This is a genomic window from Rhizobium pisi (assembly GCF_003938655.1).
Taxonomy (GTDB): Bacteria; Pseudomonadota; Alphaproteobacteria; order Rhizobiales; family Rhizobiaceae; genus Rhizobium; species Rhizobium pisi.
Genome location: NZ_RJJT01000002.1, coordinates 326430 through 342337 on the forward strand (window position 1 = coordinate 326430; position 15908 = coordinate 342337).

Sequence of the window (15908 nt, forward strand, 5' to 3'; positions counted from 1 at the left end):
TCCTGACCAGAATGACCATAGTGACTATATAAGCCGAGATCGGGTGAACTGCAAGCCGAGCGGATTGCGTCGCAGGGTTCAGTTTACAAGCGTCGCGATACTCGGCCACCAATTGCGGGGAAGGCGGCGATCACGGCCTGCCTCTTACCCCCGCGGTCAGATAAGGCCGCCGATCCAGTTCCGCGGATCGGTAGGAACTGCGCAGCCGCAGCAGGTCTTTGCGGGCGATCAAGCCACACAGCTTGCCCGAGCCGGGATCGACGATCGGAATACGCCCGTTGCCCGTCGAGAGCATAAGGTCGGCAATGAAGGCGACCGTATCATCAGGGTGTCCCACGGGAACGGAATCGTCCGTGACGTTTTCTGCAAGCGTCTGGGTGACGAGGTCCGATTTCCCCTGCCAGAGAAGGGCATCCGCCCTCGAGACGATCCCGGACAGCCTGCCCATCGCATCGACCACCGGATAGATCCGGTGCGTTTTCTGCGGAGAGGCGAAGAAATCGCACGCCTCTCCCACCGTCATGGTGCCGGGAAGCGTATCGACATCGCTGATCATGATCTCCCTTGCCCGCGACAGTTCGAACGGGTCGACGCCATATTCGCGGGTGATGTGCTGTCCGCGGCGAGCGATCTTCTCGGTCAGGATCGAGCGGCGCAGCAGAAGCACCGTGACGGCATAGGCCGTAACCGTTGCGGCAAGCAGGGGAACGAGCGTGCTGATGTCGCCGGTGATCTCCATGGCAAAGAAGGTTCCCGTCAGCGGCGCGCGCATGGTTCCACCCATCATGGCCGCCATTCCGACCAGCGCCCAGAAACCGGGATCATTGCCCGGCATGACGATCCCGACTAGCCATCCGAGAGCGCCGCCGAAGATGAGGAGGGGAGCAAGCACGCCGCCCGAGGTGCCGGACGACAGGGCAAATAGCCAGATGACCATCTTCACCAGCAGGATCGACATGACAGCCGGTGCGAGCAGCCGGTTGTTGAGCAGACCGTCGATGATGTCGTAGCCGACGCCCATTGCCCGCGGTTCGATCAGGCCGCCGAGGCCGATGACGAGGCCGCCGAGCATGGGCCACCACATCCAGTGGATCGGCAATGCCTCGAACAGGTCCTCGATCTTGTAGAGCAGTGTCGTCAGCAGTCCCGATTGCAGGCCTGAGATGATGCCCATCGCCGCGCAGGCGAAAATCCCCCACCAAGGCAGAGCCACCTGGAAATGGGCCGGAAACAGCGGCCCGGCGCCGAACAGCAGCGGACGCCAGCAGATCGACACGCAGGCTGCGACGGCGACGGGAATGAAGCTGCGCGGCTTCCATTCGAACAGCAGCAGTTCGACCGCCAGCATGACCGCGGCGATCGGCGAACCGAAAATCGCCGTCATGCCCGCAGCGGCGCCGGCGACGAGCAGCGTCTTCCGCTCGGCCGCGCTCATGTGAAAGAACTGCGCGAAAAGCGATCCGATCGCGCCGCCCGTCATGATGATCGGTCCTTCGGCGCCGAACGGGCCGCCGGTTCCGATGGAGATCGCCGACGACAACGGCTTGAGCACCGCAACTTTCGGCGACATCCGGCTACCGCCGATCAGGATGGCCTCGATCGCCTCGGGAATGCCGTGGCCACGGATCTTCTCCGATCCGAAGCGGGCCATCAACCCGATGACGAGCCCACCGAGCGGCGGGACCAGCACCACCCACAGCGACCGCGGCACGCCAGCCAGAGAGGCGGGCTGAATGCCGATCTCTCCGAACCAGATGGCATTCGTCACGAGCGCGATAAGGCTGACGAGGCACGAGGCGGCAAAGGCGCCAGCTGTGCCGACGATGATCGACATTCCGGCCAGCAGGAGGACCCGCCTGTCGGTGGTGAAATCTCCGGCCTCGCGCCGGGAAAGACCACCCGTGAAATCGTGCGGCCGGTTGCTGGGTTGATGCTGCGCCATGGAAGCCTCTGCTACGCGGAAGTGGGTACGTTTACGCCGCTAAATATATCGTGATACGATATAAATCAATGGATGAAAGTGCGGCGGTGAAAATGTCTCAGAAGGCGCTTCACTTGACCGGTCGGCGGCGGCCCATCTATTCGAGATCGGGGAACAGTTTGCGCTCTATGAACCGCGGCCGATCGCGTCGATTGCGGCACTTCGTCCAAGCGGCAGAGGAGACTGAGTTTGAAGAAGACCGTGCCGCCGCTGAGACAGGAGGATTACGAGGCTCTCGCCGACCTCCGATTCGCGCTTCGCCAGTTCATGGACTTCAGCGCCTCCGCCGCGCAGGCGGAAGGACTGCCCGTCCAGCAGCATCAGGCGCTGCTCGCGATCAAGGGACAACGCGGCGATGCCATGACGATCGGCATGTTGGCCGAGCGGCTCATCATCGCGCCCCATACGGCGACCGAACTCGTCGGGCGGTTGTCGGATGCCGGACTGGTTGAACGCCATGCCGATCCGGTCGACAGACGCCGCCAGACGATTCTCTTGACCGAGAAGGCGGACGAACTCCTGACGAGACTGAGCGCCGTTCATCTCTCGGAAATCAGGGTGATGGCCCCAAAGCTGATCGAGCTTCTCCTCGAACTTCAGAAATCGGCCCACAAAGCGGAATAGCGCACTCTTGCGCCACGCCGCAGGCAAGATCGGAGCGTGAAAAGTTGCGCCAGCGGCGGGCCGTCTGGCCCTCCGGCGTTCAGCCCAAGAGCGTGTTCCTCAAGCGATGAATATGGGCAGCCCCGATACCGCAGCAGCCGCCGATGATCGTCGCGCCGGCCCCGGCCCAGGAACAGGCAAAGCGCGAATAGGCATCGTCATTCAGGTCATCGCGGGTATCGTGCAGGCCTTCATTGGCGGCAGCCTCGCCTGTTTCCCCTTCGAAAGCATTGGCATAGACGCCGATTTCGATCTGAGCGTCCGCCTTCCGGAACACGCGGGCTGCGGTCTCCACGGCCGCGCGCATGACCTCGGGCTTGCTGCAGTTGAACAGGAACGCCTCGGCACCCGATGAAGCCGCCCATGACGCGGCGTCCTCGACGCTTTCGCCGGAGCGAAGCTTCGGCTCGCCGCCCCTTATGGCTGCCTCGTCATCCGCCAATGTGAAGGAAATCCAGAACGGCTTGCCTGATGCCACCACTGCCCTGCGCACTGCCTCGCCCTCGGCGATCAGGCTCAATGTTTCGCCGAGCCATATATCGACGAAAGGATCGAGGTTTTCGACGAGCACCTTGAGATAATCCTGCACCTGGGAAGGCTGAAAATTCTGCGGCTCGTAGGAGCCGAAGATCGGCGGCAGCGAACCGGCGACCACCACCTTTCGGTCGGCGACGGCATCGGCGGCTTCCCGCGCCAGGCGACCGGCAAGACGGATCAGTTCCGCGCCCTCCTGCTGGAATCGGTCCTCGCCGATGTGAAAGGGCACGAGCGCATAACTATTCGTCGTAATGACCTCAGAGCCGGCGGCGATGAATTCCTCGTGTACCCTACGCACGATATGCGGCGAATGCATCAGCGCCAATGCCGACCATTCCGGCTGTTTCAGTTCGGCCCCAAGCCGCAGAAGCTCGCGGCTCATGCCGCCATCGAGAATTCGCATCGTGCTCAAGAAGTGATCTCCATTCAGGCCGTCGCGCCGTCACCGGCAGCAGGCTTTTCAAAACAAAGTGGGCGAGGTGTGCGTGGTACGCTTCATCGCGTACAGGAATTCATGACCAGTCCTTTTTCCCACGCCTAGCGGCGAACCGGCACTTGCGCTTCGAGACCTCGAAAGACGCGGGCGATCACTGCGGTCAGGGCGAGATAGAAGAGGGTGACGACGATCAGCGGTTCATAGACGAGCAGCGTGTCTTGGCGAACCTTGTTTGCCACGGCGTAGAGATCCATCACCGTCACCGTGAAGGCGAGCGGCGTCGCCTTGAGCTGCATGACGATCTCTCCCGCAATAGTCGGCAGGGCGATGCGAATGGCGCGCGGCAGCCAGATGCGGCGGGTCAGCTTCCAGGGCGACAGGCCGAAGGCTCGGCCGGCTTCGAGTTCGCCTTTGGGAACGGCGAGCAGCGCGCCGCGCAGTACTTCCGCTTCGTAGGCCGCATAATTCAGTGTGAAGCTGACGGCGGCGAAGAAGAAGCCCTCGCGCAAGACAGGCCAGAACAGGCTCTGGCGGATACCGGGAACCATGGGCAACAGCGACCCGACCCCGTAATAGAGCAGCCACAGCTGGATCAGCAGCGGCGTGCCGCGGAAGAAGGTGCAGTAACCGCGAGCAAAGAGCCGCGTAAACCTGCCGCCGCTGACCTGCGCGAAGGCGAGACCGATCGCAAGGACGAAGCCGAACACCACGGAAATGACAAGCAGCGCAACGGTCTGCCAGGCCCCCGTCAGAAGAAGCGGCCAGTAAGAAGAGATCCAGGTGAAACTCATGGGCGCACTTTCTTCAGGCAAGGCGCGGCTGGCCGCGCCGCACCCGCCCTTCGATCAACTTGAAGGCGACGTTGGAAACCAACGTGATGACGAGATAGAGAAGGGCCGAAGCAAGGAAGAAGACGAAGTAGTGTTTGGTGCTCGCCCCGGCGAGACGGGTAGCGAGCGCCAGTTCCTGATAACCAACGACCGCAACCAGCGCGCTGTCCTTGGTGACCGACATCCACAGATTGGCAAGACCCGGCAGCGCATTTGGCAAAAGCGCCGGCAGCAGCACGCGGCGGAACCGCAGCATCGGCCCCATGCCAAAGGCTTTGGCCGCCTCGATCTGACCAACGGGAACGGCAAGGATCGCGCCGCGCAGCACCTCCGTCATATAGGCCCCCTGCACGAAACCCAGCACGGCGATGGCCGCGACGAAACCGTTCACATCGATCGGCGGCAGGTCCAACGCGGCCAGAAGCCGGTTGAGGCCATCGGTGCCGGCATAATAGAGCCCGACAATCAGGATCAACTCGGGAACGGCTCGGATCAGCGTCGTATAGAGATCGAGCAGAAGGCGGAGCGCTCGATTGCCCGAAAGCTTTCCAAGCGCGCCGGCCGTGCCGAGCAGAAGACCGATGGCGAAGGCGCAGGCCGAGATGGCGACTGTGGAGACCGCGCCCGTCAGCAGGACGCCACCCCATCCCGGAGGATAGGGAGACAGCAGTTCCAGAATGCCTTGTTGCGCAGTCGCCATCGTCAGGATTGCTTACTTCGCGCCGTAGATGTCGAAATCGAAGTATTTCTTGGTGATGGCGTCATATTTGCCGCTGGCGCGGACGGCAGCGATGGCCGCATTCAGTTTGGTTTTCAGCTCGGTATCTTCCTTGCGAAGGCCGCCCGAAACGCCGGCGCCGAGGATCTCCTTGTCGTCGGCGACGTCGCCCATCTTGGCGCAGCAATCCTTGCCGCCGTCGCTCTTCAGGAAAGCGTCGAGCGCCAGTGAATCGCCGAAGACATAATCGATGCGGCCGGAGGCGAGATCCTGGAAAGCCTCGTCGAGTGTCTGGTAGGTCTTCTCTTCTGCAGCCCCGGCGAAATACTTCTTGTAGTATTCCGACTGGATCGTCGACACCTGGATGCCGATGGTCTTGCCCTTCACATCCTCGGCAGTGGCGCCCGGCTTCTGATCCTTGGGACCGATCAAGGTGCTCGGCGTGTTGTAATATTTGTCGGTGAAATCGATCACCTTCGAGCGTTCGGCGGTATTCGACATCGATGACCAGATCACGTCGAACTTCTTGCTCTGGAGAGCCGGAATCAGACCATCCCAGGAGATATCGACGATCGAGCACTTCTCCTTCATCTCGTCGCAGACGGCGTTCATCAGGTCGATTTCCCATCCGTGCCATTCGCCGGATGCATCCTTGGCGAAGAAGGGCGGGTAAGATTCGTTCATGACGCCGAAGCGGACTTCGGCCTGTGCGGCGACCGCGGAAAGCGCAAGTGCCGCGCCGGCGAAAAGCATGGGGAGCAGTTTCATTCGCAGGATTCTCCTGGTTGGTGTTGTCGATGATGGCACGGTGGGCATCAGTGGGCGCTGAGACCGGTGAACTCCCGGCAGCGGGCGCTGACCGGCGATCCGAAGACTTGTTCCGGCGAGCCTTCCTCTTCGATCCGTCCCTGATGCAGGAAGAGAACACGGTTCGAGACATCGCGGGCGAAGCGCATCTCATGCGTGACGATCAGCATGGTCCGCCCTTCTTCCGCGAGATCGCGGATGACTTTGAGAACCTCGCCGACCAACTCCGGATCAAGCGCCGAAGTCGGCTCGTCGAACAGCATGACGGCAGGATCGACGCAAAGCGCCCTGGCAATTGCCGCGCGCTGCTGCTGGCCACCGGAGAGAAAGGCGGGATAGGCGTCACGCTTCTCAAAAAGCCCGACCTTGTGGAGCAGGGCCTCTGCCTTTTCGATCGCCTCGCGTCTGGGAATGCCCATGACATGCACCGGCGCCTCGATGACGTTTTCGAGCACCGTGCGATGTGCCCAGAGATTGAAGCTCTGAAAGACCATGCCGAGCCCGGTCCGCAGCCGTTCGATCTGCCGCCAGCTGCGTGGCTGCAGCCGCCCGCCGCGGCCGGCTTTCAGCGCGACCTCCTCACCGTTCACGGCAATGCGGCCGCGATCGGGCGTTTCCAGGAAATTGATGCATCTGAGGAAGGTGCTCTTGCCGGAGCCCGACGAACCGATAATGGAGATCACATCGGATTTGTGGGCCTGCGTAGAGATACCCTTGAGAACCTGTTGCGAGCCGAAGCTTTTATGGAGATCTTCGACGCGAAGAGCAGGAAAGGGTTGATCTGGCATGCATGGTTCCGGCTGAACTGAGTTTGAGAAGGATAATGATAAAATAACGCGGTTTTTTCGCGCAATTTTCATCCATTCTGCATATTTTGTGCAAAATAATCTTCTTCGTGCGGCGAATGCGGCAGAAAACGTGAAGCGCTGCGGCGAGAACTGGAGTGAACATGGAACAACTGGACCGTTTTGACCGTGACATTCTCGATATCGTTCAGCGCGACTGCCAGCTGAAGGCCGAAACGATAGCCGAACGGATCGGCCTGTCGGTTTCGGCTGTGCAGAGGCGGCTGAAGCGCCTGCGCGAGGAAGGGATCATCAAGGCGGAAGTCGCCGTCGTCGACCGGAAGGCGACCGGGACATCGATGGTATTCATCGTCGGCATGGAGATCGAACGGGACAATTACGACGCGCTGGCGAAGTTCCGCGTGTGGGCCGAGAAGCAGGACCATATCCAGCAGGTCTATTACGTCACCGGCGCCGTGGATCTGATCGCGATCGTCACCGCCCGCGACGTCGAGCATTATGACGACATCGCCGCCCTGATCATGGCCGACAATCCGCAGATCCGCCGCATGCACACAAATGTCGTGCTGCGGGACGTCAAGCTCGGGCTGTTCGTGCCGCTCGAATAGTGCTGGCGCGGCCGCGTTGGTCCGCCGCGCGGACAAGCCGCTGGACTCGCATTTGCCAAAGGGCATAATTCCGGGCACACATTCTCGGGAGGAATGATCGTTGACGCTCAGACACCAGATCATCGCATTGGCGATCGTTCCGCTCGTCATTTCGATCCTTGCCATCACCACCTTCATCACATGGCAATCGGCAAACCTTGCCAAGAACAGCATCGATACGTTCGAACAGAACATGCTGAAGACCAAGGAAGCCGAAATCCTCAATCTGACCAACCTTGCCCTGTCCGCCATCCAGACGATCTATGACAAGGCTGGTCCCGAAGACGAGGCCGCCAAACAGCAGGTGTCTGAGATTCTGACCTCGCTCGACTACGGCAAGGACGGATATTTCTTCGTCTACGACTACGACGGCAACAACATCGTCCATCCACGCCAGAGTTTTCGGCATGGGCACAATTGGCTGGACCTCACCGATCCGGATGGCGACAAGGTCATTGCCGAGCTGATCGCCACGGCAAAGGCCGGCGGGGGCCTGCATCAGTACAAATGGCAGAAACCATCGACCGGACAGATCGCCGACAAGCTCTCCTTCGTCGTCAGTCTCGACAAATGGCACTGGGTCGTGGGAACCGGCGTTTACCTGGACGATGTCTTTGCCCAGAGTGCGGCCGCCAATGCGGTGATGCGCGCCAACATAAGACGGACCTTCATCATCGTCGCGCTGATCGCCGTGCCTTCGGTGCTCGTCGTTTTCACGACCTGCATGCTCCTGACCTTCCACGAGCGCCGCATGGCCGATGGCCGGCTCAAGGCGCTGACGCAGCGGGTCATCGATACCCAGGAAGAAGAGCGCGCGCGGCTTGCCCGCGAGTTGCATGACGGCATTTCCCAGAATCTCGTCGGCGTGCGCTATGCCATGGATCTCGCCGGCCGCAAGGTCAGGACCAATGTCGACGATGCGGCCTTCACCATTGAGCGCGGCATCGAAGCGTTGAACGGCGCGATCAAGGAAATCCGCCGGCTGTCGCACGATCTACGCCCTCGCGTGCTCGACGACCTTGGCCTGACGGCGGCCCTCGAAGCACTATGCCATCACTTCGCCGAGCGGACCGGGATCGAGACGAAGATCGATGCTTCGGGCTTCACGGATACGCTGAAGGCCGAAGCCAACACCGCCCTCTATCGCGTCGCACAGGAAGCCTTCAACAATGTCGAGCGGCATTCTGGCGCCTCCCGGCTTGCAGTCAAACTCTGGAGCGACGGTGGCCGCGCCCGCATGACGATTTCCGACAACGGCAGCGGCTTCGATGAAAGCAAGGACGGCACATCCGGCAGGTCGGGCCTTGGCCTGCGCAACATGCAGGAGCGGATGGCCCACTTCCGGGGCCTGCTGCTCATCAACAGCAGCGAGGCCGGCACGACGCTGACCGCCATGATGCCGAAATCGGTCAATCTGCCCGCCGGCAAGCAGGCGGAAGCGGCATGAATGAACGCCCGAAAATCAGGGTACTGCTGATCGACAACCATCCGCTGGTGCTGGACGGCTTGAAGGCCGTGCTCGAGACATTCGACCATATCGAAGTCACTGGGACGGCGGGGCTGGCGCAAATCGGCCTCGACATCGCCCGGCAGATCCAGCCGCAGGTGGTGCTGATGGACATCAACATGCCGAAGCTGAGCGGCATCGACGCGATCGAACTGTTCAGGAACGAACTTCCGCAAACCCGCGTCGTGATGCTCTCCATGCATGACAGCCGCGAGTATATTTCCTCCTCCGTCATGCATGGCGCCGCAGGCTACGTCCTCAAGGACGTCTCGACTGACGAAATCGTCGCGGCCATCGAGACAGTGGCGGATGGCGGCACCTATTTCTCCTCGGGCGTCTTCGACGCGCTGATGGGCGAGCGTACCGAGGAGGGGAGCGATCCCCTGACGCCGCGCGAGCGCGACATCCTCGGGCTGATTGTTGCCGGCCGAAGCAACCGGGAGATCGCCGAGGTGCTCGGGATAACCTCCGCCACAGCGGAAACGCATCGCAAGAACCTCAAGAGAAAGCTCGGCATCGCCACCACGGCGGGCCTTATCCGCTATGCACTCGATCACGGCATCGTCTCGAAAGTCGAGAAAATCTAGCCTACCCACTTCTGGGTAGACCGCGGCATTTCGGCTCCGCGCCCATCTTGTGAGGACAAAATCAACGCCATAGGACTCCCCTCACGGCTGACCGAGCGTGAGCCGTTGGGAGGAACTCATATGCGTTACATCAGCTTCCGACTGTGCGGAAAACCTCGAGCGACCCGAACCGGGCCTGCCACCGCGGCCGGCTGACAGACCTGCCTTCCACGCCGACAACTGGAACATGGCGACCGCCGCCCGCGGCGCCTGAAAGGGATCCCGACATGGAAAAACCACGTAGCAAGGCAGCGCTCTGGCTGCTTGTCATTCCGTTTATAGGTCTGCTCTGGCCGCCATTCTACAATCTCCGCGAACCGGCGCTTTTCGGCTTTCCCTTCTTCTACTGGTATCAGCTTCTCTGGGTGCCGATCACGGCGACGCTGACCTGGATTGCCTATCGGAGCGTTCGCCATGACGACTGACATCAACGGCACGGCGCTTGCCGTCTTCATCTTCTTCTTCGCCCTCGTCACCGTCATGGGCTTCGTCGCAAGCCGCTGGCGCAAGCCGGAGACGCTGGCCCATATCGACGAATGGGGTCTCGGCGGACGCAACTTCGGCACCTGGATCACCTGGTTCCTCGTCGGCGGCGATTTCTACACCGCCTATACCGTGATCGCCGTCCCGGCGCTGGTCTATACCGTTGGGGCCTACGGCTTCTTCGCATTGCCCTATACCATCGTCGTTTATCCCTTCGTCTTCATGGTCATGCCGGTTCTGTGGAAACGCGCCAAGGATTTCGGTTATGTGACGGCCGCCGATGTCGTCCATGGTCAGTACGGATCGCGTGGTCTCGAACTCGCTGTCGCGGCAACCGGCGTCATCGCCACCATGCCTTACATCGCTCTCCAGCTCGTCGGCATGACGGCGGTCTTGAAGGCGCTCGGGCTGCACGGCGAATTGCCGCTTGCGATCGCCTTCATCGTGCTGGCGCTCTACACTTATTCCGCCGGCCTGCGCGCCCCGGCGCTGATCGCCTTCGTCAAGGACATCATGATCTATATCGTGGTGATCGCAGCCGTAGCACTCATTCCGTCGAAGCTCGGGGGCTATGCGAATGTCTTCGCCTCGGCCGATGCGGCGTTCCAGGTCAAAGGCTCCGGCAGCCTGCTGCTCGGCGGCAACCAGTATGTCGCCTATGCGACGCTCGCTCTCGGTTCGGCTCTTGCAGCCTTCATGTATCCGCATACGCTGACGGGCATCTTTGCCTCCAACAGCGGCAAAACGATCCGCAAGAATGCGATCATGCTGCCCGCCTATACGTTGCTGCTCGGCCTTCTGGCATTGCTCGGCTATATGGGACACGCCGCCAACCTGAAGCTCGACAGTGCGAACGATGTCGTTCCCACCCTGTTCAAGACGCTCTTCTCGGGCTGGTTCTCCGGCTTCGCCTTTGCAGCGATCGCCATCGGCGCGCTGGTGCCGGCGGCGGTGATGAGCATCGGTGCTGCCAATCTCTTCACCCGCAATTTCTGGAAAGCCTACGTCGATCCCAAAGTCAGCGATGCGGGCGAGGCCAAGGTCGCGAAGGTGACGTCGCTGGTGGTGAAGGTCGGCGCGCTTCTCGTGATCATCTTCCTGCCGACGCAGTTCGCACTCGACCTGCAGCTGCTCGGCGGCATCTGGATCCTGCAGACGCTTCCGGCCCTGGTCTTCGGCCTTTATACCAACTGGTTCCGTGCACCCGCTCTACTCGCCGGCTGGTTCGTGGGCTTCTGCGGCGGCACCTTCCTCGTCTGGGACGCCGGCTGGAAGCCTCTGCATCTGGTGAGCCTCGGCGGCGAACCCTTCACCGTCTACACCGGCCTGCTCGCGCTTGCCGCAAACATCGCCGTTGCGGTCGCAATCACCGCCGTGCTTCCGGCCAAGGCTCCGGCGCGGGCGTAAGATGACCTCAAAACGAAGGGCAGCAAACGCTGCCCTTCGTCACTTTACGCCTCAGTCGAGGCTGCAATCAGATCCGGCGATCAGAATTCTTCCCAATCGCCGGCCAATGCCGCATTGCCCTGGAACGACTTGCCCACCTTGGCAATCATCTGGCGAGCGGGCGACGCTACGGGCTGAGCATGCTGCGCCGCTGCAGCCGGCTGCGATGAGCGCTTGGATGCCACCGATCCTCCGATATTGAACTGACCCAGGAGTTGGAACAGCGCGTCCGCTTCCTTGGCGAGATTATGAGCGGCGGCTGTGGCTTCCTCCACCATGGCGGCGTTCTGCTGTGTGCCCTGGTCCATCTTGTTGACGGCGGTATTGATCTCTTTCAGCCCCGTTGCCTGCTCCTGCGAAGCGCCGACGATCGCCCCGACATTGCCGTCGACCTGCTGCACCTGTGCGGCAATCTCCTTCAGTGCCTTGCCGGTTTCGCCAACGAGGGCAACGCCGTTTTTCACATGGCCGTTCGAAGCGTTGATCAGTTCCTTGATCTCCTTCGCTGCCTTGGCGGACCGTTGCGCCAGTTCGCGCACTTCCTGGGCAACGACGGCAAAGCCCTTGCCGGCTTCACCGGCGCGGGCGGCTTCGACGCCGGCATTCAGCGCAAGCAGGTTGGTCTGGAAGGCGATCTCGTCGATGACGCCGATGATGCTTCCGATTTCAGTGGCGGAGGATTCGATCTTGCCCATGGCGTCGACCGCATCCCGAACGACGCTGCCCGAGCGCTCCGCGCTGTCTTTGGTCTTGCGCACGAGCTGCCCGGCTTCCTGGGCCTTGTTGCTCGAATCGGCGACGGTCGTCGTGATCTCTTCCAGCGCAGCGGCGGTTTCCTCGACGGATGCGGCCTGCTGTTCGGTCCGCTTGGCGAGATCGTCCGAGGCGGAGCGGATCTCCTGTGCGCCGGCGGCGATTGCGCTCGCGTTCTGGGAAACTCTCTGCATGGCGGCGCGGAGCTTTTCGACCACCACATTGAAGTCGGCCCGGAGCTTTTCCAGAGACGGGATGAACGGGGTATCGATCTGCTGCGTCAGGTCGCCGTCGGCCAGCGCCTGCAAGGCATTGCCCAGTTGGCCGACAGCCTTGTCGGTCTGCTCGGCAAGGGTACGACGTTCGTCGGCATCCTGCTCGAGCCGCTGCCGTTCCGTCACTGCCCGCTTGGCTTCCGCGTCTGCTTCCCGTTCCGCCTTCGCCGAAATTGCGTCGCGCAAGCCGGCCACGGCGCGCGCGAGCTTGCCGATCTCATCGCCCCGCGCTTCCAGACGACGATCACCGTCGAGATTTCCGTCCGCCATCGCCTTCAGCGAGAGCTGAAGTTTTGCCATCGGGCCGACGATCGTGCGGGATGTGATGGCTGCGGCAATGATGGAAAGAACAGCGGCAATCGCGAGTGCTGTCAGCGCAATCGGCTTGAAGCCGCTCGCCGCGCTTCGAACCTCGCCGCCGACCGATTTGTTCAGCGCTTCCTGGAAATCGATGAATTTGTTGATGGCGCCGAGCCAGGCAACGAAGGCCGGCCGAGCCTGTTCGAGCAGGATCTTGCGGGCTGCCTCGCCATCGCCCTTCTCCTGCAATGCGATGATCTGGGAAACCAGAGGATTGGTTTTCGCCTGTATGTCGGCGATCTCCTTCAGGATGGACTTTTCCTGATCCGTCGCACCTGCCGGAGATGCAACCATGTCGGCCATACGCTTTTCGTTCTCGGCGTAAGTTGCCGCCAGCTTTTCGATCAATGCCTCCGCGCTCTTGCGCTCATCCGCTGATGTCACGAGGGTCACGTCGCGAATGGCGATCGCGCGGTCGTGCACGCTGCCGCGATAGTTGATGGCAAAGCGCTGCTTCACGCTGTTGACGTCGTTGATCGTTTCAAGATTGCTGTTGATCTCAGCAACCTTCACCGCCGAATAGATGGTCAGGCCGGCCATCAGCAGAAGCAGGAAGCTGAAACCGAGGGTCAGGCGCACCCCGATCCCGAAACTCTTAATGCTCTTCATTATCGCTCTCCATCGCCTCGGCGTGGTTTGTTAAAGGTGTCTCGGCTGGCATGATCGCTCGTCACAACTCGTTGAGGTGTGGAGCTCGATCTGACCCCGGAATACGCCGACGTCGCTCGGCGCGCGCAACGAGGCGCGAAGCGCGCATCGAGGTAAAAAGATATCATGCGAGATGTCGGGGCCTGGCTGCCATCATGGCGCAGGTGACGATCCTGCGAAGGTCACTCCGATATCCTAAAAATTTAGGGGAATATATTTTAGAGAGTGTAAACGCAGACGGCAGAGGCATCATTGCGTCGCGCATTTCGTATATTTCGCCGGTATTTTTCGCGCAAGATGCACTATCCTGCACATCAGGAAGAATATGCCAAGTTGCTGGAGATAATTGGGATATCTCTTTTGTTGCAAACCGGACTCCTCAACTCTCTGCGCTCGACATGCGGACAATGATCTCCGCAATGACTTCGCCGATGCCGGACGATCACCTGACGGCTTTTCGCAAGCATCAGCCCCGGAGCAGCGGCAGCAGCTGATCGCCCTGCCGCTTGATCTCGGAGAGATAAGGCGTGTCGGACAGCACGAAGTGCGTAATGCCCAGATCCTCGTATTTACGCAGCGAGCCGGCGACATCAGCCGCCGAACCGACCAGCCACGTGGTGCCTGCGCCACCGCCGCCGTATTTGCCCGGCGCGGTATAGAGATTGTCGTCGAGCACGTCGCCGCGTTCATAAAGAGCCAGAAGCCGCTGCTGGCCGACGGCGAGCATACGCTGGTGATCATGCCAGCCAGCGCCTTTGCTCTTCGCCATCTCGGCAACCTTCGCCTCGGCGTCGGCCCAGGCCTGTTCCGTGGTGTCGCGAACCAGTGTCGTGATGCGCAGTCCGAATTCCAGCGGCGGAAGATCGCGGTCGAGTTCCCTGCTCAATGCTTTAAGCCGCTCTATCCGCTCGCGGACGCCGTCGAACGGCTCACCCCAGAAAAGCTGGACATCGGCCTCGGTCGCGGCCACCCGCTCGGCCGCCTCCGAGGCGCCGCCAAAATAGAATTTGGGGTGCCGTCGGTCGCCGCGGACCTCGATACGCGGCACCACGGTGGATTCGGCGACACCGAAATGATCGCCCGCCGAGGTCACGTTTTCTTCGGTCCACAGTCTGCGGACCAGATGCATGAACTCCCTGGTCCTGGCGTAGCGATCTGCCTGATCGCCCTCGCTGTCGCCATAGGCAGCCAGGTTGTCCTTGCCCGATACGATGTTGATCCGCACGCGGCCGCCGGTCAGGTGGTCGAGCGTCGCCGCCGCGGACGCGAAGTTCGCCGGCCGCCAATAACCCGGGCGGATCGCGATCAGCGGCTCGAAGGTGGTGGTTCGCGCAGCGAGCGAGGCGGCGACCGTGAACGTGTCGGGCCGGCCCCAACCGGTGCCGATGAGCGCGCCCTTCCAGCCATGCTCCTCCAGCGCCCGGGCGTGGCTGGTCAGCGTATCCAAGCTGTTGTGGTCCTCGACGGCGGAATCACCGCGATGGCCGGGCCTGACGTCGTTGGGAATATACCAGAGAAATTCGGAATGATTGCTCATGCGATGCTGCAGTTCTGTGGATTGGAAAGGGACCCGGGGTTAAGGCCGCCAGAGAGATCACACGGCCACTTGCGCCTCCGGGGCTGCTTCCAGATTGTGAATGACACCGAGACCAAGCAGACTGAACAACGCAATTTTTAATGCCTTTGCCAATGTCATCGTCGATCTTCCCGTTTCGGATTGCTGTTAGCAGGAACGATGCACGGTAAGATGAAATATAATACACTAAATCAATAGACTATTTAGTTTAATATTAGGCTCGCCGACGAAAAATTGTCCCCAAAAAGACGGCAATGGAAACTTCGCCATCCGTCGCGTCCCAGGGATAGCCAGTGCGCCAGGCAATGAGAAAAGCGCCTGGGATGGGCCATCCGCAGGCGCTTTGCAGCAATGATCTCTCCGAAGGCCGGACGGTTTTTGATCGCCCGCTATTGCCGAAGCCGGGATCGCCTGATGTCAGGCCGTGGCCGGCGGATATTCGTTGGCCGAGAAGACGTGATGATGCACCTTGCCGGTGAAGAGCTGCAGGAGTTGCCCGGTGACCTCACGGCTTTCGAAGCGCACATCGGAGCGAAGTGCTGCATTCACCGCCTCCATATCGGGATAACGAATGGCGAGCGCCATGGCGTAGACCGGGGCGCCTTCGTCACGTTCCATCCCGTCCAGCACCCGGACTTCCTCGGCGCCCGGGAATTTCGTCCACAGAGGGACGAGCCGCTGCCTGACAAAATCGCGGAACTCCTCTTCTCTGCCGGGATGGATTTCGCCTTCAAACAAAGCGTAACGAATGATCATAGGTTCTCTTTTCCCAAACTCGCCGGAGCCGGATCGATGGTGACGTGGTGCAG

The 15908-nt window shown here is 61.1% G+C and carries 15 protein-coding genes; 6 read left to right on the forward strand and 9 right to left on the reverse strand.

What is annotated here, in order from left to right; translation table 11 throughout:
• Window positions 1–130: 130 nt before the first annotated feature.
• Window positions 131–1942, reverse strand: a complete 1812-nt coding sequence (locus tag EFD55_RS04210) for a chloride channel protein (RefSeq protein WP_125843289.1) — start codon at window positions 1940–1942, stop codon at window positions 131–133.
• 228 nt (window positions 1943–2170) lie between these two features.
• On the opposite strand from EFD55_RS04210, the gene EFD55_RS04215 reads away from it, so the two are divergent.
• Window positions 2171–2605 carry a MarR family winged helix-turn-helix transcriptional regulator gene (locus EFD55_RS04215; protein WP_125843291.1) on the forward strand — a complete coding sequence of 145 codons (435 nt, stop codon included), beginning with the start codon at window positions 2171–2173 and terminating at the stop codon, window positions 2603–2605.
• Window positions 2606–2684: 79 nt separating this feature from the next.
• On the opposite strand, the gene EFD55_RS04220 is transcribed toward EFD55_RS04215, so the two are convergent.
• From EFD55_RS04220 to EFD55_RS04240, 5 genes are all read right to left on the reverse strand, one after another.
• Window positions 2685–3593: a homocysteine S-methyltransferase family protein gene (locus tag EFD55_RS04220; RefSeq protein ID WP_125843293.1), complete on the reverse strand. Its 909-nt coding sequence runs from the start codon at window positions 3591–3593 to the stop codon at window positions 2685–2687.
• Window positions 3594–3718: 125 nt separating this feature from the next.
• Window positions 3719–4408 carry an ABC transporter permease gene (locus EFD55_RS04225; protein WP_125843295.1) on the reverse strand — a complete coding sequence of 230 codons (690 nt, stop codon included), beginning with the start codon at window positions 4406–4408 and terminating at the stop codon, window positions 3719–3721.
• 13 nt (window positions 4409–4421) lie between these two features.
• Complete coding sequence (locus EFD55_RS04230; RefSeq protein WP_125843297.1) at window positions 4422–5147, reverse strand: ABC transporter permease; 726 nt, start codon at window positions 5145–5147, stop codon at window positions 4422–4424.
• A gap of 12 nt (window positions 5148–5159) precedes the next feature.
• A complete protein-coding gene (locus EFD55_RS04235; protein ID WP_125843299.1) occupies window positions 5160–5933 on the reverse strand; it encodes a transporter substrate-binding domain-containing protein in 774 nt (257 codons plus the stop codon).
• Between the two features lie 47 nt (window positions 5934–5980).
• A complete protein-coding gene (locus tag EFD55_RS04240; RefSeq protein ID WP_125843301.1) occupies window positions 5981–6760 on the reverse strand; it encodes an ABC transporter ATP-binding protein in 780 nt (259 codons plus the stop codon).
• A 161-nt stretch (window positions 6761–6921) separates the two neighbouring features.
• Here EFD55_RS04240 and EFD55_RS04245 point away from each other — a divergent pair, with 161 nt between their 5' ends.
• The 5 genes from EFD55_RS04245 (at window position 6922) to mctP (ending at window position 11448) form a co-directional block, all read left to right on the forward strand.
• On the forward strand, window positions 6922–7386 hold the full coding sequence (locus tag EFD55_RS04245) for an Lrp/AsnC family transcriptional regulator (protein WP_010029817.1): 465 nt from the start codon (window positions 6922–6924) through the stop codon (window positions 7384–7386).
• Between the two features lie 100 nt (window positions 7387–7486).
• A complete protein-coding gene (mctS, locus tag EFD55_RS04250; RefSeq protein ID WP_125843303.1) occupies window positions 7487–8872 on the forward strand; it encodes a two-component system sensor histidine kinase MctS in 1386 nt (461 codons plus the stop codon).
• On the forward strand, window positions 8869–9519 hold the full coding sequence (mctR, locus tag EFD55_RS04255; RefSeq protein ID WP_125843305.1) for a two-component system response regulator MctR: 651 nt from the start codon (window positions 8869–8871) through the stop codon (window positions 9517–9519). The genes mctS and mctR overlap by 4 nt, the downstream gene beginning before the upstream one ends.
• Before the next feature lie 266 nt (window positions 9520–9785).
• The gene (locus EFD55_RS04260) at window positions 9786–9983 is read left to right on the forward strand and encodes a DUF3311 domain-containing protein (protein ID WP_125843307.1); all 198 of its coding nucleotides are present in this window, start codon (window positions 9786–9788) and stop codon (window positions 9981–9983) included.
• Window positions 9973–11448 carry a monocarboxylate uptake permease MctP gene (gene mctP, locus EFD55_RS04265; protein ID WP_125843309.1) on the forward strand — a complete coding sequence of 492 codons (1476 nt, stop codon included), beginning with the start codon at window positions 9973–9975 and terminating at the stop codon, window positions 11446–11448. The genes EFD55_RS04260 and mctP overlap by 11 nt, the downstream gene beginning before the upstream one ends.
• 80 nt (window positions 11449–11528) lie before the next feature.
• Here mctP and EFD55_RS04270 read toward each other — a convergent pair whose 3' ends face one another.
• The 3 genes from EFD55_RS04270 to EFD55_RS04280 all read right to left on the reverse strand — a co-directional run bounded on the left by EFD55_RS04270 (window position 11529) and on the right by EFD55_RS04280 (window position 15855).
• Entirely contained in the window at window positions 11529–13484 is a 1956-nt protein-coding gene (locus EFD55_RS04270) for a HAMP domain-containing methyl-accepting chemotaxis protein (RefSeq protein WP_125843311.1), read from the reverse strand.
• A gap of 505 nt (window positions 13485–13989) precedes the next feature.
• Window positions 13990–15060, reverse strand: a complete 1071-nt coding sequence (locus EFD55_RS04275; protein ID WP_125843313.1) for an LLM class flavin-dependent oxidoreductase — start codon at window positions 15058–15060, stop codon at window positions 13990–13992.
• Between the two features lie 456 nt (window positions 15061–15516).
• Window positions 15517–15855 carry a hypothetical protein gene (locus tag EFD55_RS04280; protein WP_125843315.1) on the reverse strand — a complete coding sequence of 113 codons (339 nt, stop codon included), beginning with the start codon at window positions 15853–15855 and terminating at the stop codon, window positions 15517–15519.
• Window positions 15856–15908 lie beyond the last annotated feature (53 nt).